The organism is Brevibacterium sediminis (assembly GCF_024895295.1).
Lineage (GTDB): Bacteria > Actinomycetota > Actinomycetes > Actinomycetales > Brevibacteriaceae > Brevibacterium > Brevibacterium sediminis.
Window position 1 is genome coordinate 372986 of sequence record NZ_JAHQRN010000004.1, and the last position, 19690, is coordinate 392675.

14 protein-coding genes are annotated in these 19690 nt (G+C 64.8%); 6 read left to right on the forward strand and 8 right to left on the reverse strand.

Annotated features, from left to right (window positions below):
- Positions 1-63 precede the first annotated feature (63 nt).
- Together KTJ89_RS11695 and KTJ89_RS11700 are read right to left on the reverse strand one after the other, a co-directional pair.
- Positions 64-1884, reverse strand: coding sequence for an ABC transporter ATP-binding protein (locus tag KTJ89_RS11695; protein ID WP_259357859.1), 1821 nt, complete (start codon positions 1882-1884; stop codon positions 64-66).
- A complete protein-coding gene (locus KTJ89_RS11700; protein ID WP_259357860.1) occupies positions 1881-3671 on the reverse strand; it encodes an ABC transporter ATP-binding protein in 1791 nt (596 codons plus the stop codon). The genes KTJ89_RS11695 and KTJ89_RS11700 overlap by 4 nt, the downstream gene beginning before the upstream one ends.
- 371 nt (positions 3672-4042) lie before the next feature.
- Between KTJ89_RS11700 and KTJ89_RS11705 the strand changes: the two genes are divergently transcribed.
- From KTJ89_RS11705 to ilvC, 3 genes are all read left to right on the forward strand, one after another.
- On the forward strand, positions 4043-5977 hold the full coding sequence (locus tag KTJ89_RS11705) for an acetolactate synthase large subunit (RefSeq protein WP_139468870.1): 1935 nt from the start codon (positions 4043-4045) through the stop codon (positions 5975-5977).
- Entirely contained in the window at positions 5974-6489 is a 516-nt protein-coding gene (gene ilvN / locus KTJ89_RS11710) for an acetolactate synthase small subunit (RefSeq protein WP_139468869.1), read from the forward strand. The genes KTJ89_RS11705 and ilvN overlap by 4 nt, the downstream gene beginning before the upstream one ends.
- 106 nt (positions 6490-6595) lie before the next feature.
- A complete protein-coding gene (gene ilvC / locus KTJ89_RS11715; protein WP_101544534.1) occupies positions 6596-7627 on the forward strand; it encodes a ketol-acid reductoisomerase in 1032 nt (343 codons plus the stop codon).
- Positions 7628-7815: 188 nt separating this feature from the next.
- Here the strand turns inward: ilvC and KTJ89_RS11720 are convergent, their stop codons facing one another.
- The 4 genes from KTJ89_RS11720 to KTJ89_RS11735 all read right to left on the reverse strand — a co-directional run bounded on the left by KTJ89_RS11720 (position 7816) and on the right by KTJ89_RS11735 (position 13423).
- Positions 7816-9618 (reverse strand): ATP-binding cassette domain-containing protein, encoded by a 1803-nt coding sequence (locus KTJ89_RS11720; RefSeq protein ID WP_259357861.1) that lies wholly within the window; start codon positions 9616-9618, stop codon positions 7816-7818.
- Between the two features lie 3 nt (positions 9619-9621).
- Positions 9622-11295: an ABC transporter substrate-binding protein gene (locus KTJ89_RS11725; RefSeq protein WP_259357862.1), complete on the reverse strand. Its 1674-nt coding sequence runs from the start codon at positions 11293-11295 to the stop codon at positions 9622-9624.
- 143 nt (positions 11296-11438) lie between these two features.
- Positions 11439-12437 carry an ABC transporter permease gene (locus KTJ89_RS11730; protein WP_172171205.1) on the reverse strand — a complete coding sequence of 333 codons (999 nt, stop codon included), beginning with the start codon at positions 12435-12437 and terminating at the stop codon, positions 11439-11441.
- Positions 12434-13423 (reverse strand): ABC transporter permease, encoded by a 990-nt coding sequence (locus KTJ89_RS11735; protein ID WP_259357863.1) that lies wholly within the window; start codon positions 13421-13423, stop codon positions 12434-12436. The genes KTJ89_RS11730 and KTJ89_RS11735 overlap by 4 nt, the downstream gene beginning before the upstream one ends.
- Before the next feature lie 285 nt (positions 13424-13708).
- Here KTJ89_RS11735 and KTJ89_RS11740 point away from each other — a divergent pair, with 285 nt between their 5' ends.
- Entirely contained in the window at positions 13709-15001 is a 1293-nt protein-coding gene (locus KTJ89_RS11740; RefSeq protein ID WP_139468864.1) for a GNAT family N-acetyltransferase, read from the forward strand.
- A 127-nt stretch (positions 15002-15128) separates the two neighbouring features.
- Positions 15129-16721 carry a phosphoglycerate dehydrogenase gene (serA, locus tag KTJ89_RS11745; RefSeq protein WP_172171209.1) on the forward strand — a complete coding sequence of 531 codons (1593 nt, stop codon included), beginning with the start codon at positions 15129-15131 and terminating at the stop codon, positions 16719-16721.
- A gap of 21 nt (positions 16722-16742) precedes the next feature.
- Here the strand turns inward: serA and KTJ89_RS11750 are convergent, their stop codons facing one another.
- Together KTJ89_RS11750 and KTJ89_RS11755 are read right to left on the reverse strand one after the other, a co-directional pair.
- Positions 16743-17450, reverse strand: a complete 708-nt coding sequence (locus KTJ89_RS11750) for a phosphatase PAP2 family protein (protein ID WP_259357864.1) — start codon at positions 17448-17450, stop codon at positions 16743-16745.
- Entirely contained in the window at positions 17447-18298 is an 852-nt protein-coding gene (locus tag KTJ89_RS11755; RefSeq protein ID WP_139468861.1) for an HpcH/HpaI aldolase/citrate lyase family protein, read from the reverse strand. Before KTJ89_RS11755 ends, KTJ89_RS11750 begins: the two co-directional genes overlap by 4 nt.
- Before the next feature lie 298 nt (positions 18299-18596).
- Between KTJ89_RS11755 and KTJ89_RS11760 the strand changes: the two genes are divergently transcribed.
- Positions 18597-19634 carry a 3-isopropylmalate dehydrogenase gene (locus KTJ89_RS11760; protein ID WP_139468860.1) on the forward strand — a complete coding sequence of 346 codons (1038 nt, stop codon included), beginning with the start codon at positions 18597-18599 and terminating at the stop codon, positions 19632-19634.
- Positions 19635-19690: the final 56 nt, after the last annotated feature.

Sequence of the window (19690 nt, forward strand, 5' to 3'; positions counted from 1 at the left end):
CTTTGCCGGAACTGCTGAGTCGACCAAGCTGGTGATGACGAGCGGCAGGAGGACGGAAGGACCTCACACGAGGGAGTCGCGCCAGGCCTGGTGCAGCTGTGCGAACTTCCCGGTGCCGGAGATGAGTTCGTCGGGTGTGCCGTCCTCGATGATCCGACCGGATTCCATGACCAGCACGCGGTCGGCGATCTCGACAGTGGACAGGCGGTGGGCGATGATGATCGCTGTCCGGCCCTCGAGCACCGTGGCCAGAGCGTTCTGCACCAGCCGCTCGGACGGGATGTCGAGGTGCGCGGTCGCCTCGTCGAGGACGACGACATCCGGATCGGCGAGGAACACCCTGGCGAAGGACACGAGCTGACGCTGGCCAGAACTCAACCGGCCGCCGCGCTTCTTCACATCCGTGGCATAGCCCTCGGGCAGCCGGCGGATGTACGCATCCAAGCCGACCGCGGTCGCAGCCGCCACGACATCGTCATCTCCGGCGCCCGGATTGCCGATGCGGATGTTGTCGGCAATGGTGCCGGCGAAGAGGAACGACTCCTGCGTCACCATGACGACCGACGATCGCAGCTGTGCATCGTCGAGGTCACGCAGATCCACCTCGTCGAGGGTGATCCTTCCAACGCTTGGATCGTAGAAGCGGGTGACGAGCTTGACCAGGGTCGACTTGCCCGCGCCGGTGGCGCCGACGAGCGCGACGATCTGTCCCGCCGGGATGTGGAGATCGAAGCGGGGGAGGACGTCGGGGCCGTCGGAGTAGGCGAAGCGGACGTCGTCGAGATCGAGGGCACGACCGCTGGCAGCCGCGTCACTGGTTGCGTGCGCAGGCAGAGCCTGCGGCTGGGTCGGTTCGACCACCTCGGGGTCGGTGTCGAGCACCGCCGCGATCTTCTCCAGCGCCGCCGAGGCGGACTGGTAGAGATTGAAAGCCTGAACGAGTTCATCGAGAGGACCGTAGAAACGACGCAGGTAGAGGATGAAGGCGGCGAGCACGCCGATCTGCGTCCACCCCTCGATGACGAGCCACGCACCGATGACGATGATGACCGTCTGCGTGACGTTGCCGATCAGCCGCGTCCACCCGGCGAACCAGGCCACCCCGCGCAGGGCATCCGTGTTCGCATCCCGATACCGGGCATCCTGATCGCTCAAGGTCCCGCGCCGCTCGGGCTGACGCCGGTACGCCTGCACGGCGCGGATGCCGCCCATCGTCTCGACGAAGTGGACGATGACCTTCGCGATCGACGTCCGCGTGCGCCGGTAGGCGCTGCGCTGAGTCGAATGCGCCGCCTTCGTGATGAAGAACAGCGGCACGAATCCAGCGAAGACGACGATCGCCAGCGGCACATCGAGGACGACGAGGGTGACGGCGATGAAGAGCATCTGCAGCACCGCCAGCGCCGTGTCGAAGAGCGAATACGACAGGAACTGCTGCACCGATTCCATGTCCGAGGTCTGCCGGGACACGAGCCGACCCGAGGTCGACTTCTCGTGATAACCCAGGTCAAGACGCTGTACATGGGTGAAGACCCGCTCGCGCAGGGTGAAGAGGATCCGCTGAGCGGTGATCCCGACGAGCCTGGTCGACGTGAACGCCAAGATCGCCGAGGCGATTGCTGAGACCACGAAGAGCGTGACCGCCCGGATCAGGGGATCCATATCGCCGTCGATGGCTGCGGGCACACCTCGATCGAGGGCATCAGCGATGAACACCGGCCCGATGACCATCAGCGCAGCCGTGAGCACGACGATGACGGCGAGGAAGACGGCCATCGCCAGGTGCGGCCTGACCAGCGACATCAGCAGGGTGCGGGCCTTCTTCGCAATGTCCGGCGGCAGCGACTCGATCTCGTCGTCGCTGTCGAGACGTGGCATGCTCATGGTGTCCCTCCTTCCTTCGCCGAGGCGGCCGCACCCGGATACGTGTGTGCATCGGCTTTCGCGCTCGCCCCCATGAGTTCGCGGTAGAGCTTCGAGGACTCGAGCAGCTGTTCGTGGGTGCCGAGCGCTGCGATCCGGCCCTCGTCGAGCACCGCCACCACATCGGCCAATGCCGCTGTGGATGGGCGGTGGGCGATGATGAGAGTCGTCGAATCCGGCAGGATCTCCCGCAGGGCCCGCTGCACCCGATCCTCGGTGTCGACGTCGACGGCCGAGAGCGGGTCGTCGAGAACGAGGATGCGCGGACGCCCGATGACCGCACGAGCCAGAGCGAGGCGCTGACGCTGACCGCCGGAAAGCGACAGTCCCTGTTCGCCGACCTGCGTATCCAGACCATCGGGCAGTCGGGAGACGAAATCCTTCGCCGCCGCGATCTCGAGGGCCTCCCAGATCTCTTCCTCGCCCGCGCCCGGGGAACCCATCTCGACGTTCTCGGCCACGGAAGTCGAGAACATGATCGGGTCCTCGAAGGATACGGACACGAGGTGACGCAGCTCGTTCACCGGCATGTCTCGGATATCGACGTCGTCGATGCTCACCGTGCCGGCGGAGACGTCCTGAAGCCTGGGCACCAGAGACGCCAGAGTCGTCTTCCCCGAGCCGGTTGCCCCGACGAGAGCGAGAGTCTGACCGGGCTCGATGGTGAGATCGAGACCGCGCAGGGTCAGTCGCTCGGTATCAGAGAAATGGAAATCGACGTCGTCGAAGCGCAGCTTCCCGCGGTAGTGGCCGACTTCGGGAGCATCGTCGACACCGCCGTCGGTATCGGTGATGTCATGGCGGATGTCGATGACTTCCCAGTACCGTCCTGCGGCGGTCAGCGCCATGAGCGCATCGGCGAGCAGGAAGCCGAGCATCTCGATGGGCATCCGCAGCACCATCGAGATCGTCACGGCCGCCACGACCGTGCCGATCGTCGTCCAGCCCTCGATGACACCCCACGTGCCGACGGCGACGATCGCGGCCTGAGCCAGGGTCGGCAGCAGCAGGAGCACGCTCCACAACCAGGAGTCGAGCTTCGCTTTGCGGATCTCCAAAGATTTCAGCCGGGTGGAGATCTCGGAGAAGCGCTCGGCGGCCCAGGGGGAGCGTCCGAACGACTTGAGGATGCGGATGCCCTGGATGGACTCCTCGACGTCGGTGGTCAGTTCGCCCATAGTGTCCTGCGACCGACGGGAGGTCTCCCGATAGTGCTTCTCGAAGACGGCGACCGCGATGATCGCCGGCACTGCCATGATGATCATGATCAGACCGAAGACGGGCTGCATGATCACGAGCATCACCGTGCCGACGGCGAGCACGATCGGTGTGGAGAGGAGGAACGGGAGCCCGAACGCGAAGAAGCGACGCAGCTGAGACAGATCATTCACCGCGCGCGAGAGGAGCTGGCCGGACTCCCAGGAGTCGTGGATCGCCACCGAGGTGTACTGCAGACGATCGAACAGGCGCGAACGCCACGTCACCTCCCAATGGGAGACGACGGGAGCGACGACCATGCGCCGTGCCCACATCCCGACAGCCTCGGCGATGCCGATGAACAGGACCCCGAGGACCGGCAGCCACAGGCCCGACAGATCGCGGTGGGCGATGGGTCCGTCGACGATGTAGCCGGTGATCACGGGGACGATGAGCTGGATTCCGTTGGCCAGGAGAGTGAGGACGAGCACGAGGACGTACACGCCGATGCGGGAGCGGAGGTCAGGCCAGAAACGGAGGAGGGGGCGCACGAGAATCCAGCCTAGTCGCAGACTGTGATCTATTCCACGAATCCGGCAAACAGGCTTCCCGTTTCTCTGTGCGCTGAAAATTGAGGTCGAGCGGAACGGCGGTGGGGAATGGGGACGCTGTGCCGCCTCGGCGAGTCTCGCCTGGCAATCATCGTCGGTCTCGAATGTCGGGACGAACGTTTGCGAGGTTTGACACCCTCGAGTGCTGCGGGGAACTATTGAGGCATGACTCACCTTCTTGTCGTCGTTATTACCCAGCGCGCGGATCTTCCGTAGCCTGTCGAGACGACACGTTCCGCGCGCCCCTACCGAATCCGGAGGGGCTTTTTTAATGCGGAGATGAGAAGGAAACCCAGGAAGGATAGGAATCGATGGCAGCCAAGCCCTCGACCGCGAAAGACACGGGCACTCAACCCGCGTCCGCACCGGTCACAGCCACACCGTCCAGCATTCGCCGCAACACCGGGCCGGAGGTCCTCACCGGCGCACAGGCGATCGTCCGCAGCCTCGAGAAGCTCGAGGTCGACACGGTATTCGGGCTTCCCGGCGGCACCATCCTTCCCACCTACGACCCGCTGTTCGAGACGGACAAGATCCGTCACATCCTCGTCCGTCACGAGCAGGGCGCCGGCCACGCGGCCGAAGGCTATGCGGCCGCATCGGGCAAGCTCGGCGTGTGCATCGCCACCTCGGGTCCGGGGGCGACGAACCTCATCACGGCTCTGGCCGATGCGCACATGGACTCCGTGCCGATGCTCGCGATCACGGGTCAACAGGCCTCGTCGCTGCTCGGCACCGACGCCTTCCAGGAAGCCGATATCGTCGGCATGACGATGCCGGTGACCAAGCACAGCTTCCTCGTCACACGTGCCGAGGACATTCCGGCGGCGCTCGTCAACGCCCACCACATCGCGACAACCGGCCGTCCCGGCCCCGTGCTCGTCGACATCACCAAGGATGCGCAGACCGGCACGGCCCCGTTCGTTTGGCCGGAAGAGCCGGTGCTGCCCGGCTACCGCCCGATCCTCAAGCCGCACGCCAAGCAGATCCGCGAGGCCGCACGCCTGATGTCCGAGGCTCAGCGCCCGGTGTTCTACATCGGCGGTGGAGTCATCCGCTCGGAGGCCGAGAAGGAGCTGCTGCGCCTGGCAGAGGCCACGAACATCCCCGTGGTGACCACGCTCATGGCGCGCGGAGCCTTCCCCGACTCGCATCAGCTGCACTTGGGCATGCCCGGAATGCACGGCAGCGTGCCTGCCGTCACCGCCTTCCAGAAGGCCGACCTGCTCATCGCCATCGGTGCCCGCTTCGACGACCGCGTGACCGGAAAGCTGGACTCGTTCGCCCCGAACGCCCAGGTCATCCACGCCGATATCGACCCTGCCGAGATCGGCAAGAACCGAGAGGTCGATGTCGCCATCGTCGGCGATGCCCGCGAAGTGCTCGCCGAGATGCTCGCAGAGATGCGCAGCAAGTTCCCCAAGGCTCTGGAGCGCCAGCGCGAACCGTGGTGGCGCTTCCTCAACCGTCTCAAGCAGACCTACCCGCTCGGCTATGAGACGCACGGCGAACTGTGCGATCCGCAGTACGTCATCTCCCGGATCTCTGCGCTCACCGGCCCCGAGGCGGTCTATGCCGCAGGCGTGGGGCAGCACCAGATGTGGGCCGCTCAGTTCATCGAATTCGAACGCCCCAAGTCCTGGCTGAACTCCGGCGGTCTCGGCACCATGGGCTACTCCGTGCCCGCGGCCATGGGTGCGAAGGTCAGCCAGCCCGACCGCGTGGTGTGGGCGATCGACGGTGACGGCTGCTTCCAGATGACGAATCAGGAGCTGGCCACCTGTGCGCTCAACAACATCCCGATCAAGGTCGCGATCATCAACAACTCGTCGCTGGGTATGGTCCGTCAGTGGCAGACCCTGTTCTACGACGGCCGCTACTCGAACACCGACCTCAACACCGGTCACGAGACGATCCGCATTCCCGACTTCGCCAAACTGGCCGAAGCCTACGGCTGTGAGGCGATCCGCGTGGACCGCAACGAGGATGTCGACGCCGCGATCGAGAAGGCGCTGTCGATCAATGACCGACCGGTCGTCCTCGACTTCACGGTCCCACCGGATGCGATGGTGTGGCCGATGGTCGCGGCAGGCGTGTCGAACGATGAGATCGAGTACGCCCGCGGCATCCGTCCCGAGTTCGACGGAGAGGGCGAAGAGGAGGCCGAGGCCGCCATCGCCGAGGCCGGAGCGAACGAAGACGGCACGGTGCGTTCCGTGGCTCAGATCGAAGGAGGCCTGGAATGAACAGCAGCCGACATACACTCTCTGTCCTGGTCGAGAACAAGCCCGGCGTGCTCACCCGGTTCACCGGGCTCATCGCCCGCCGCGGCTTCAATATCCACAGCCTCGCCGTCGGTGTGACAGAACATGAGGAGCTGAGCCGGATCACCGTCGTCGTCGACGTCAACGACGTTCCGCTGGAACAGGTGACGAAGCAGCTGAACAAGCTCGTCAACGTCATCAAGATCGTCGAACTCGAACCCGAGTCCTCGGTGCGTCGTGCGCACATCATCTACAAGGTGAAGGCGAATGCGGCCACACGACCCCAGGTCGCCTCGGCGGTGGAGATGTTCCGGGCGAAGATCGTCGACGTCGGACCCGACTCCGTGAGCATCGAGGCCACCGGTGAGCTCGGCAAGGTCGAAGCCCTGCGCGAGGTCCTCGAACCCTTCGGGATCAAGGAGATCGTGCAGTCGGGAACCGTGGCCATCGGCCGCGGGGCGAAGTCGATCACCGACCGCGCACTGCGTGGCTGATTTCGCGTTCCAACTTGTGGAACCCCGCCCATCTCAATACGTGAACAGCAGTACCGAACTGTGAAACAATGGGGACATCACCCCGTAATCCGAAGGAGCTAGAACTATGGCAGCAGAACGCTATTACGACGACAATGCAGACCTGTCGATCATCCAGGGCAAGAAGGTCGCCGTCATCGGCTACGGCAGCCAGGGCCACGCCCACTCGCTGAGCCTGCGCGACTCCGGCGCCGAAGTCCGCATCGGCCTCAAGGAAGGCTCGGCCAGCCGCGACAAGGCCACGGCAGAGGGCCTCGAGGTCGGCACCCCCGCCGAGGTGGCCGCATGGGCCGATGTCATCACCATCGCCGCACCAGACCAGGTTCAGGCCGAGATCTTCAACAACGAGATCAAGGATCAGCTGGCTCCCGGCAAGACCCTCGTTTTCATCCACGGCTTCAACATCCGCTACGACTACATCAAGGCTCCCGAGGGCGTCGACGTCATCATGGTCGCCCCGAAGGGTCCCGGCCACGTGGTTCGTCGTGAGTTCGTCGACGGCCGCGGTGTGCCCGTGCTCGTCGCCGTCGAGGTCGACGCCTCCGGCAAGGCCTGGGACACCGTGCTGTCCTACGCCAAGGGCATCGGCGGCTTGCGCGCCGGCGGCATCAAGACCACCTTCACCGAGGAGACCGAGACCGATCTGTTCGGTGAGCAGACCGTGCTCTGCGGCGGTGTCTCGCACCTCGTCCAGTACGGCTTCGAGACCCTGACCGAGGCCGGATACCAGCCCGAGATCGCGTACTTCGAGGTCCTCCACGAGCTCAAGCTCATCGTCGACCTCATGGTCGAGGGCGGCATCGCCAAGCAGCGTTGGTCCTGCTCCGACACCGCTGAGTACGGCGACTACGTCTCCGGCCCGCGGGTCATCACCCCCGAGGTGAAGGAGAACATGAAGGGTGTCCTCGACGACATCCAGAACGGAAAGTTCGCCGAGCGCTTCATGAACGACCAGAAGAACGGCGCACCGGAGTTCAAGGAGCTGCGTGCCAAGGAAGAGCAGCACCCGATCGAATCCACCGGTCGCGAGCTGCGCAAGATGTTCGCATGGCTCAAGGACTCCGACGACGACTACACCGAGGGCACTGCCGCTCGCTGAGTCGGAATCATCGGCTGAGTCTCAACCTCGCCGAGGCGGCCCCAACGCTGCGATGCTGTGACCGCCCCAGCTGGGAGAGCTGAGAGAAGGAGCCCTGGACACCATTCGGTGTCCAGGGCTCCTTCACATTCACAGATCTCGGCTGGTCAGACGGCCGGTGCTGTCGCTCTGGCAGCCGGCTCGCCCGGTCAGGCGGCCAGCCGGGCAGCGCGTCTGGCGGCTTGGATCTGCGGATCCGGCAGGGGAGCGGATTCGATGAGCTCCTTCGTATACGCCTGCTGGGGCGCAGTGAGCACTTGAGCGCTCGTGCCCTGTTCGACGATCGCTCCATGCCTGAGCACGACGACGGTGGAGGCGAGCTGCTCGATGACTGCAAGGTCATGACTGATGAACAGACAGGCGAAATCGTGGACCTCGTGGAGTTCGGCCAGCAGACGCAGCACCCCGCGTTGGACCGAAACGTCGAGCGCGGACGTCGGCTCATCGGCGATGAGCAGCTTCGGATCCAGAGCGAGTGCCCGCGCAATGGCCACACGCTGACGCTGACCACCGGAGAGCTCGTGCGGATAGCGCTCGGCGAAGTCACCGGGCAGCTGCACATCGTCGAGGAGCGCAGCCACGCGTGCGTCGATCGTGTGAGAATCGAGGCGACGATGGACCCGCAGGGGCTCGCCGATCTGAGAACCGATGGTCCGCCGCGGATTGAGTGCGCCGCGTGGGTCCTGAAAGACCACACCGATATCGGCGCGGCGACGTCGCTGAGCCCGGTTCGGGCGGGTGGACACGGCCTGACCGTCGACGAAGACCTGACCGCTGCTGAGCTTCTGCCCGCCGGTGAGGACAGTGGCGATCGTCGACTTCCCGGAACCGGATTCGCCCACGAGTCCGGTGATCGAACCGGCAGGAATCTGCAGGTCGATGCCCTCGATCGCGGTGACCGGGCCCGCCGAGCTCCTGTGCACGACTGTGGCAGATCTGAGCTCGGCGGCGATTGCCGGAGCAGTTGATCCATCTGGTGCTGTCGATGCATCCGGAGCGCTGGATGAACCGGTCTCCGGTTTCGACCTTCCAGATCCGAAGTCACCGAGGCGGGGGACCGCAGCCAGCAGCTGGCGCGTATATTCTTCCTGCGGGTCCGAGAACAGTTCGTCGACCTTGCCCTGTTCGACGATGCGACCGTTCTTCATCACGGCCACTTCGTCGGCGATATCGGCGACGACACCCATATCGTGGGTGATGAGGAAGACGGCCTGCCCTTCCTCAGTCGCTTGGGAGCGGAGAAGGTCAAGGATGCCCGTCTGGACCGTGACATCGAGAGCCGTCGTCGGTTCGTCGGCGATGAGCACACGCGGGGCATTGACCGTCGCCAAGGCGATCATCGCTCGCTGCAGCTGACCACCCGAGAGCTGATGCGGATAGGCTCGCATGATCCGGTCCGGGTCGTCGAGGCCGACCTTGACCAACTGGGCTCGTACCCGGTCTCTCACCGATGTTTCGGCAGCAGATGCGGCACCGGCCGTCGCCTCCGCACCTCCAGCGGGTTCTGCTCCACCCGGCGAAGAGCCCTCGCGGTGACGGTGAGCACGAACCGCCTCGGCGATCTGATGACCGAGGCGGAACATCGGATTGAACGCGCTCATCGGCTCTTGGAAGACGATTCCGATCTCCGCCCCACGCACTCCGCGCAGCCCAGTGGGGTCGAGCCCGACGAGTTCACGGCTGTCTGCAGCTGCACCGGTTAGGCCCGCAGAGCTCAGAAGCACGGACCCCGTCTGCTCCGCGCTTCCTGCCAAGCCGAGTGCAGCCAGTGCGGTCACGGACTTGCCCGAACCGGATTCGCCGACGAGGGCGAGGATCCGGCCGGGAACGAGGTCGAAAGACACCTCACGGGTGATGACCTTGGGCCCGAACGACACGCTGTGGTCACGATAGGACAGTGCAGCGCGGTCAGTCGGAACGGTCTCAGGCGACGGCGCAGAATCGGCAACCATGGATCAGCCCTTCAGCGATGCCTTGAAGTAGACCGGGTAGGCGGGGAAGTCGCCGATGACGAAGTTCTCCACGTTCGACCCGTGCAGGTAGGAGTTCTTGTTATAGGTCAGCGGCACGATCGGCGCCTGCTCCATGATCGCCTTGTCGGCCTCGGCCCAGACCTTCTGCGCTGCGGCCGGGTCGACGGTCTCGGTGGCCTTCTTGATGAGGGCATCGACCTTCTCATCGGAGAAGTGCGAAATGTTGTAGTTGCCGTTGCCGATCTGTGAGGAGTCGAAGAGCGGAGCGATATTGCCGTTGGCCGATGGGAAGTCCGGCTGCCAGGAGCTCAGGGCGAGATCGTAGTCGCCCTTGGCATCCGTTGCGTCGGCGGAGAAGGTGTTCGAGTCGACGGATTTGATGGTGACCTTGATATCGGCGCGTGCCAGTGCTTCCTGGACAGCTTCTGCTTCGGACACGGAGGTGGCGTCATTGGCGACGAGCAGCTTGAGGTCACCAAGCTTCTCTCCGGATTCCTCGAGCAGGGACTTCGCCTTCTCCACATCGCCTTCCGGCTTCGCCTCGTACAGGTCGTAGTCGACGCGTCCGGGGATGCCTGGGGTGATGAGGGTCGAGGCGAAGTCGCCCGAGATCTCGCCTCCGGCGGCGATGCGGAACGTGTCCTTGTTCACCGCATAGTTGATCGCCTGACGAACTTTGACGTTGTCGAGTCCCTTCGAATCGTTGTTCATCGCCAGGTATGACAAAGCTCCGGGGCCTGAGGTGACCAGACGCGACTTCGCATTCGGATCGTTCTGCACCTGGGCGAGCTGAGCAGCGGGCACGAAGCTTGCCGAGAAGCCGTTCTTCGCATCCCCGGAATCGGAGATGAGCGCCTGCGCAGTCACCGAAGCATCCTGACCGAGTTTGAAGACGACTTCGTCGGGGCCGGCGGTGCGCACCGGATCGGTCTTCTCATCCCAATTGTCATTGCGGGTCAGCACCGCCTCGGCACCGGACTTGTTCGACTCGACCTTGTACGGACCCGATGCGATGGGATCGAGGCCGTATTTGCCCGGATCGTCCTTCGACTCGGGCACGGGGGAGAAGGCCGGCATCGACGCGATCCACGGGAAGTCGCCGAACGAGGAATCGAGGTGGAAGACGATCGTCTTCTCATCAGGAGTCTCGACGGACTTGAGCTCCTTGCCCTTGAACGGGCCCGCATAGTCATCGCCGCCCTCAAGCAGCGTCTTGTGATAGCTGAGCCCTCCGGAGAGTTCGGTGGAGAAGGAGCGTTCGATGCCGTACTTGATATCGGCCGAGGTGATCTCCGAGCCGTCTTCGTACTTCAGCCCGTCCCTCAGCGTGAAGGTCCAGGTCTTGCCGTCGTCGCTGGCTGTACCGGTGTCAGTGGCGAGATCCGGGACGACCTTCGCCTGTTTGCCTGGCTGGATGTCCCAGGTGGTCAGGCGGCGGTGGACGAACGACAGGGACGTGATCGCCAGGCCCTGGCTCTTGCCCGGATCGAAGTCCATGTCCGGGGCGTCGGAGAAGATGTTGAGCGTCCCGCCCTTGTGCGTTTCGCCGAGGGTGTTGGACTCCCCGCCGTCCTCGTTCAGTTCAGGGTTGGCATTGCAGCCGGTGAGGACGAGACCCAAGGACAGGGTGGCGGCGATGAGTGCTGCGCGTTTCATGGTGTGCCTTTCGGATGTGCGGCGCTGACTGCGTCGCGAAGTCGGTCAAGAGACGAATGAGGAGGAGAGCTGGTATCGACATCGCCGCCGAGGCGGCCCCGTGCGCATGTGTTCGTGTGCGGTGCTCATCGGCCGGTCACCGTTCATCGGACGGCCTTGATTCGCGGGTCGAGCAGCGAATAGCTGAGATCGGCCAGCAGGTTGGCGATGATGACGACGGCGGCTGCGAAGAGAGTCACACCGACGATGACCTGGATGTCGAGGTTCGACACCGATTCGAGCAGCAGAGTCCCGACTCCGCCGAGCCCGAAGACCTTCTCCGTGATCACGGCCCCGCCGAGGAGTCCGCCGATATCGATGGCGAAGAGGGTGGTCAGAGGAACCACGAGGTTGCGCAGGCCGTGTTTGCCGATCACCGTCGTTTCGGACAGTCCCTTGGCCCTGGCAGTGCGGATGAAGTCCTGGCTGAGCACTTCGAGCATCTGTCCGCGAGTGAGCCGGGCATAGATGGCGCCGTTGGCGATGGCGAGCACGATCCACGGCAGGATGAGGTGGAAGGCCCACATTCCGGGGTTCTCGGTGAACGGCACGTAGCCGCCGATCGGCAGCACATTGAGGGTGAAGCCGAAGAGGAGGATGCCGAGCAGCCCGAGCAGATAGGTCGGTGCGGAGATGCCGGTGATGGCGGCGCCCATGACCGTGCTGTCGGCGGCAGTTCCGCGTTTGAGAGCGGCGATGAGACCGGCGGCTATTCCGCCGATTCCCCACAGGACCGCAGCTCCGAGGGTGAGCGAGAACGTGATCGGCAGGCGGTCGATGACGAGATCGGTGACCGAATCGCGCAGACGGAACGAATACCCGAAGCAGGGTGCGTTGCAGTGGATTGCGGCCGCGCCCTCACCATAGGTGCGCCCGCCGACGATGCCGCCGAGGAAGTCGAAGAGCTGCTTCCACCAGGCCTGATCGACGCCGAGATAGCGCTCGACCTCGGCCAGACGTTCCGGGGAGCAGGGTTTGCCGCACGAATACTGTGCCGGGTTCGCAGGCATGAGGTAGAAGATCGCGAAGCACGCAGCGGCGATGATGAGCAGTACGAAGGCCGCGCCGAGGAGGCGCATGAGGATGAATTTCGTGCGGTTCATGCCTGCCCTCCCGCGCTCAGCGGATCAGTCGAGACGGGAGCAGCCGCGGGGGCCGCCTCGGTGCTGGTGGATGTCGAGGCCTCAGCCTCGGACGGGTCGAGGGCATCGCGGAGGCCGTCGCCGAACATGTTGAATCCGAGCGTGACGAGGAACAGTGCCATTCCGGGGAAGATGAGATACATCGGGTCGACTTGGACCCAGCTGATGGCATCGGAGATCGATCGGCCCCATGACGGAGTGGGCGGGTTGACGCCGACGCCGAGGAAGGACAGCGCAGCCTCGGCGCCGATCTTGCCCGGAATCGACACTGTCGTGAAGACGATGATGGTGGCGAGGATGTTCGGAATGATCTCGCGGATGATGATGCGGCCGCTGCCGATGCCCTGCGCCGCGGCGGCGCGGACGAATCCGCGCTCCCGCAAGGACAGGGTCTCGCTGCGGACGACGCGGGCGATCGACGGCCAGCCGAAGAACCCGATGACGAGGATGAGCAGCAGCGGTCGGGGGACGCTGGCCGGGACCGTTGCGGACAATGCGATGGCGAAGATGAGGAACGGGAAGCCGAAGATGATGTCGGTCAGCCTGGAGAGCAGACGGTCAGCGACTCCACCGTAGAAGCCGGCGATGAGGCCGACGGCGACGCCGACGATGATGGACACCGCGGTGGAGGCAAGACCGATGAGCAGTGACACCTGCGCCCCATAGCTGACGATGGCGAAGAGATCTCGGCCCGTGCGGGGTTCGACGCCGAACCAGTGTTGAGCACTTACTCCGCCCAATGGTCCGGTCGGGGCTGTGTCCGGGCCGAGTGCATCCGGGTTGTAGGCATACGGGCTGTTGCCGGTGATCGCAGAGAATGCGGGAGCGAGCGCAGCGAGGGCGACGAAGAAGACGACGAGCGCGAGGCCGATCATGGCGGGACGGGACCGCCTCAGGCGCGTCCAGACGGTGATGCGCTGACCGCGTGGGGGTGGTGCTTGAGCCATGTTCTGCTTTCTTCGACGGCGTCGCCGTTCTTGAGTCGAGCGGGTGTGCTCGGAGAAGGGCGGGTGCGACCCGGAGGTGGCCGGGTTCGGCCTGGTTGCCTGAACTGCTCAACAATTATTACTCCTGAATTCCTCCTGGGCAAAGTCTGGATGCTTTCTCGGTCTGCGGACGGTCGGCTCCCGTGGGCGGCGATCGGCCGGTCCGTCTGGGATCTGTGAGCCCTCTGCCTAGCCTGAGCGCAATCATTCGTGGGCATGGAGGGTGATCTGGACTACTGTGGATGTGTGACGAATTACAGATTCGAAGACTTCGAGCCCACCATCGACGAAGCCACCGGCGAGCCGGACGAGCGCACCAAGGCGTACTTCGCCTCGACGAGTGTGGGCTTCCACGACCCGCGTTCGACGGATGCGGCCCTGGTGGGCAGGGTGAAGCGGGCGATCGCCGATGGGCGCAAGCTCACCGCCGTCTACGCCGACCAGGAGTTCGGCCACGGATTGGATTCGTCGATCCCGGTCGCGACCTTCGCATGGTTCGAAAAACTCGTCAACGTCGGCGGCGGTCGGCTGGTCCCGGGTCACCTCATCACCTGGATCACGGTGCGACCGACCCACCGGCGGCGCGGTCTGCTGCGGTCGCTGATGACCACGGACCTCGCCGAGGCGAAGGCGGCCGGCTACCCGTTCGCCGCACTGACCGCGACCGAAGGCGGAATCTACTCGCGCTTCGGCTTCGGTGTGGCGACCTGGCTGCGTTCGATCGAGGTCGACACCTCTCCCGGCTTCAAAATGGTCCGCGAACCCGATCGCCGTGTCGAGATGTGCCTGCCCAGCGAGCTGCGCGAACTCGCTCCGAAGATCTACGACCGTTTCATGCGGACCTCGCCCGGGGCGATGGAGCGCCAGCAGACCTACATCGAACGCGCCACCGGCGCCCTGAACACTGAGACGGGCGAAGAGGACCGCGGCGTCCGCGCGGCCCTGCACTTCGACGAACAGGGCGAGCCCGACGGCTATGTGTCCTACAAGTTCGCCGGCTGGTCGAAGACCCCGCCGACCGTCGACATCATCGACTTCGTGGCCGTCACCGATGCGGCCTACGCCTCCCTGTGGTCGTTCCTCGCCGCCATCGACCTGTCGACCCGCGTGACCTTCGGCGAGTCCGCCGAATACTCCCCGCTGCCGTGGCTGCTCACCGATTCCAGGCGTGTGAAGACCGTCGCGAGCGAGGACAACATCTGGATCCGCATCCTCGACGTCAAGGCCGCACTCGAAGCCCGGCCCTGGTATGTGCCCGGAACGCTGACGATCGACATCGACGATTCCCTCGACCTCGCAGGGGGACGCTTCACGATCACCTCTGACGGTGAGAGCGCCGAGGTGACCCCTGCCTCCGATTCGACGCCGGCAGACCTGGGGCTCGGCATCGCCGAGCTCGGGTCCCTATACCTGGGCGGCGCCGATCCCGTCATCCTCGCGCGGGCCGGACGCATCGATGAGCAGACGCCGGGATCCGCCGTACTCGCCAGCGCAATGTTCAGCCTCGGTCGGGCACCGTATTCTCCGAACGGATTCTGAGCATGCCGCGGATTCTGAGCAACCCGAACGGTCTGTTGAGCGATTCTTCCCAGAATCTGAGACCTTGTGAAGGAATCCTGAAAGTCTCATAAGGTGGACGCGTCCCGGACGCAACAGGAGGAAATCAGTGCCCAAGCCCGTCGTGCTCATCGCCGAAGAACTGTCACCGGCCACCATCGAAGCTCTCGGAGGAGACTTCGAGATCCGTCACACCGAGGGCGCCGACCGATCCCAGCTCCTGCCCGCCATCGCCGACGCCGATGCGATCCTCGTCCGGTCTGCCACGCAGGTCGACGCCGAAGCCATCAACGCTGCGAAGAAACTCAAGGTCATCGCCCGCGCCGGCGTCGGACTCGACAATGTCGATGTCCCCGCGGCCACCTCCGCGGGTGTCATGGTCGTCAACGCACCCACGTCGAACATCATCTCCGCAGCCGAGCTGACGATGGCCCACATCCTCGGCTCGGCTCGCTACTTCGGTGCCGGAAACACCTCGCTGAAGGCGGGGGAGTGGAACCGGAAGAAGTACACCGGCGTCGAACTCTACGAGAAGACCCTGGGCATCGTCGGCCTCGGCCGCATCGGCGGACTCGTCGCCGAACGCGCGAAGGCCTTCGGCATGCGACTCGTCGGCTACGACCCCTACATCACCCAGGCCCGCGCGGCTCAGATGGGCGTCGAGGTCCTCGACCTGCCCGGTCTGCTCGCCGTGTCCGACTTCGTCACCGTGCACATGCCGAAGACGCCGGAGACGGTCGGCATGATCAGCACCGAGGAGCTCAAAGCCGCCAAGCCCGGAGCCCGGTTCATCAACGTCGCCCGCGGCGGCATCATCGACGAGGCAGCCCTGGCCGAGGCAGTGGCCAACGGTGAGGTCGGCGGTGCCGGAATCGACGTCTGGAACGTCGAACCGCCGGAGCACTCGGCACTCATGGATCTCGATGCCGTCAACGTCACCCCGCATCTGGGCGCCTCGACTCATGAGGCCCAGGAGAAGGCCGGCGTCGCCGTGGCGAAGTCCGTGCGCAAGGCCCTGGCCGGGGAACTCGTCCCCGACGCGGTCAACGTCGCAGGCGGCGCCATCCACGAGGATGTGCGCCCGGGCATTCCCCTGGCCGAGCGTCTGGGCCGGGTCGTCAACGCTCTGGCGGACTCCTCGGTCACGCACTTCAAGGTCGAGGTCAACGGCGAGATCGCCGACAAGGACGTCTCCGTCCTCAAGCTCTCCGCGCTCAAGGGCCTGTTCAAGGACGTCGTGTCCGATCAGGTCTCCTATGTCAACGCTCCGCTGCTGGCCGAAGAGCGTGGAATCGGCGTCGAGCTCGTCACCGATCCGTACTGCGAATCGTTCCGCAACATCACCCGACTGACCGCGACGACGAGCACCGGGCAGCGCATCTCCGTGTCCGGCACGGTCACCGGTCCGAAGCTCGTGCAGAAGCTCACCGAGGTCGACGGCTACTCGCTCGAGATCGAACTGACCGACAACCTGCTGATCTTCCGCTACGAGGACCGTCCGGGAATCATCGGTCAGCTGGGTCTGGCACTCGGTGCGAACAACGTCAACATCGCTGGAATGCAGGTCTCGCCTGCATCGACGAGCAACGAGGCACTGTCCGTGCTCGCCGTGGATTCGGTCGTCTCGGACGAGGTCGTCAAGGCCGTGGCCGGTGCCGTGAACGCCTCGGCCTTCACCGGCGTCTCGCTCCAGGAGGACTGAGCCCCTCAGCAGAAGACCCGTTCACCCCGCAAGCCACAGAGCGAAGCGGGGTGAACGGGTCTTCTGCGCTGTCAGGGTCCAGAATTCGTCGACGAGAACGGCGACGGCGATGCCGATGAAGGCGCCGGCGATCGTGTCGGTGAGCCAATGGACCTGGAGCGCTGTCCGAGACCACATCATGCCGAGGATCCAGATCCCGGCGAGGATGAACGACCAATGGAAGCCCATCCTCGGTGCTTGTGCTTGTGCTTGTACTTCCTGGGCTGTCGATCCGCGCAGCTGATGACGGCGGCAGGCGATGATGGCCAGACTCATGGCCAGTGCGGCGGCGCCCATCGAATGCCCCGAGGGATAGGAGAACCCCAAGGATTCGTAGAGCTGGTCGCCGGGGCGCAGCCGGGTGACGATGGCCTTGAGGATCTCCGAGGCGGCGATGCCGGCGAGCATCGTGGTGACGAGGAAGAGCGCCGAGCGCAGGCGTCTGCGCAACACGAAGACGCCTGTGAGCAACGCGGTGCAGATGACCACACCCGTGCCGCCGCCGACCTCGGCGAGGACGACGGCGATCCAATACGGCACCGAACCTCTATCGAGACCGGCGAACTCCAACCAGGACTGATCGACCGGGGTGGGGCCGATGCGCTCGAGATGCAGCCACAGTCCGAAGGCGATGACGAGCAGGACGGCGGGCAGTGTTGCCCACAGCAGCCAAGGCGGCTGTCGGCTCAAGCGTTCCAGAGACCGTAGGCGTCGGCCATGGACGCGATCTTCTTGGCGCGGGCCAGGCGCGGCAGATAGGAGCCGTCGGTGATCTCGGATCCGCCTTCGGCGGCTTCGAGCATCTGGCGGGCCCAATCGCGTTCGTCTTCGCTCGGGCTCATGGCCTCGTTGAGGGTGTTGACCTGGTCGACGGTGAGGACGAGCTTTCCGGTCATGCCCATCATGTGTGTGACTTCGGCATCGGCCCAGACCTTCTCATCATCGGCATCGGCGGCCGAAGGGCCGTCGATGGGTCCGGGAAGGCCGCCCATGCGAGAGGCGATCGTCAGGCGTGAGCGGGCATAGGCCAGAGCCATCGGATCGCCGGAGAAGCCGGTGTCCTTGCGGAAGTCATTGGTGCCGAAGGCCAGACGGAAGGTGCCGGGCGCCTCGGCGATGCGGGTGGCGTTCTCCACTCCGCGGGCCGATTCCAGGAGGGCGAGCACGGGCAGGCCGGCCTTCGCGCGCATCGCGGTGTAGGACACCTGCTCGGGGCGTTCGGTCTCGGGCAGCATGACTCCGCGCAGGCCCGGAAGCATGGCGACGGCGGCGAGGTCGTCGGCCCAGAACTCGGATTCCATCTTGTTGATCCGCACCCAGGCGGACATTCCCGAGTCGAGGGCGCGCACGACATTGTCGCGGGCTTCGATCTTCTTGTCATCGGCGACAGAAGCCTCGAGGTCGAAGATGACGGAATCCGCTTCCGAGGTCTGCGCAGGAGTGAACAGTTCCTCCCTCGCAGCATTGACGAGCAGCCAGGACCGGGAGAGTTTGGCGGGCAGAGCTGCGGCGCGGGCGTTGCGGATGATTTCGGTCAATGATCGACTTTCTCTCGGGGCTGGTTGCGGTTGGCCCCCACGGGGTTTGGGGTGCTGTCTCCATTTTCGTCCCTGCGGCGTCGGATGTGTAGCCGAGAACAGTGATTGAGACGTGAATTTGTTCATGTCGGCACACGGAGCGCGGGGCAGCGGCGGGTGCGGCGGTCGTCGTCCGAAGTGTTCGCGCCACTGTTGCGCCGACGTCGCTGCATCTCCGCCCCTCTGCGACGGCGCAGACGACGGTTCACATTGTAAGACGCTGTAGTTGTATCGTGAGATTGAGTCCTATTCTGTGAGCATGAAGTTCTCAATCGCAGTCATGCCCGGAGATGGAATCGGCAACGAGGTCGTCCCCGAAGGCCTCAAAGTCCTCAAGCGCGCCATCGAGGTGTCCGGCGAGCCCGTCGAGCTCGAGCTCACCGATTACAAGGTCGGTGCTCAGCGCTATCACGAGACCGGTGAGACGCTCACCGACGAAGAGCTCGAATCGCTGCGTGAACATGATGCCATCTTCTTCGGCGCCTGCGGAGATCCGTCCGTGCCCTCCGGCGTGCTCGAGCGCGGAGTCATCCTCAAGATGCGCTTCGGGCTGGGGCATGCTGTGAACCTGCGTCCCTCGAAGCTGTTCGCCGGAGTCACCAGCCCGCTGGCCGAGCCCGGGAAGATCGACTTCGTCGTCGTCCGCGAGGGCACCGAGGGCTCGTACACCGGATCCGGCGGTTCCGTGCGCACGGACACGCCACAGGAAGTCGCGACCGAGGTCTCGGTCAACACCTGGTACGGCGTCGAGCGCGCCGTCCGCGATGCCTTCGCCCGCGCTCAGGCGCGGAACAAGAAGCTCACCTACGTGCACAAGCACAATGTCATGGTCCACGCCGGTCACCTGTGGCGTCGCGTGGTCGAAAAGGTCGGGCAGGAATTCCCCGAGGTGGCCGTCAACTATGAGCACACCGATGCGTGCACGATCTACATGGTCACGAATCCCGAGCGCTACGACGTCATCGTCACCGACAACCTCTTCGGTGACATCCTCACCGACCTCGCAGCCGCGGTCACCGGCGGTATCGGTCTGGCAGCCTCGGGGAACCTCAACGTCGAAGGAACGGCGCCGAGCCTGTTCGAACCGATCCACGGGTCCGCTCCGGACATCGCCGGGCAGCAGATCGCCGACCCGACCGCCTCGATCCTCTCGGGGGCGCTCATGGCCTCCCATCTGGGGCTCGAGACAGTGGCCAAGGCGATCGAGACGGCCGTGGAGGCCGACCTCGCCGAGCGCGACGGAACGAAGCGGTCCACCGCTGAGGTGGGCGACGCGATCGCGGCACGCCTCGGCTGACCGGTTCGACCGCCTCGGCGAAGGGGTGAGTGGGTGACCACGGGGTCATTTCTCCG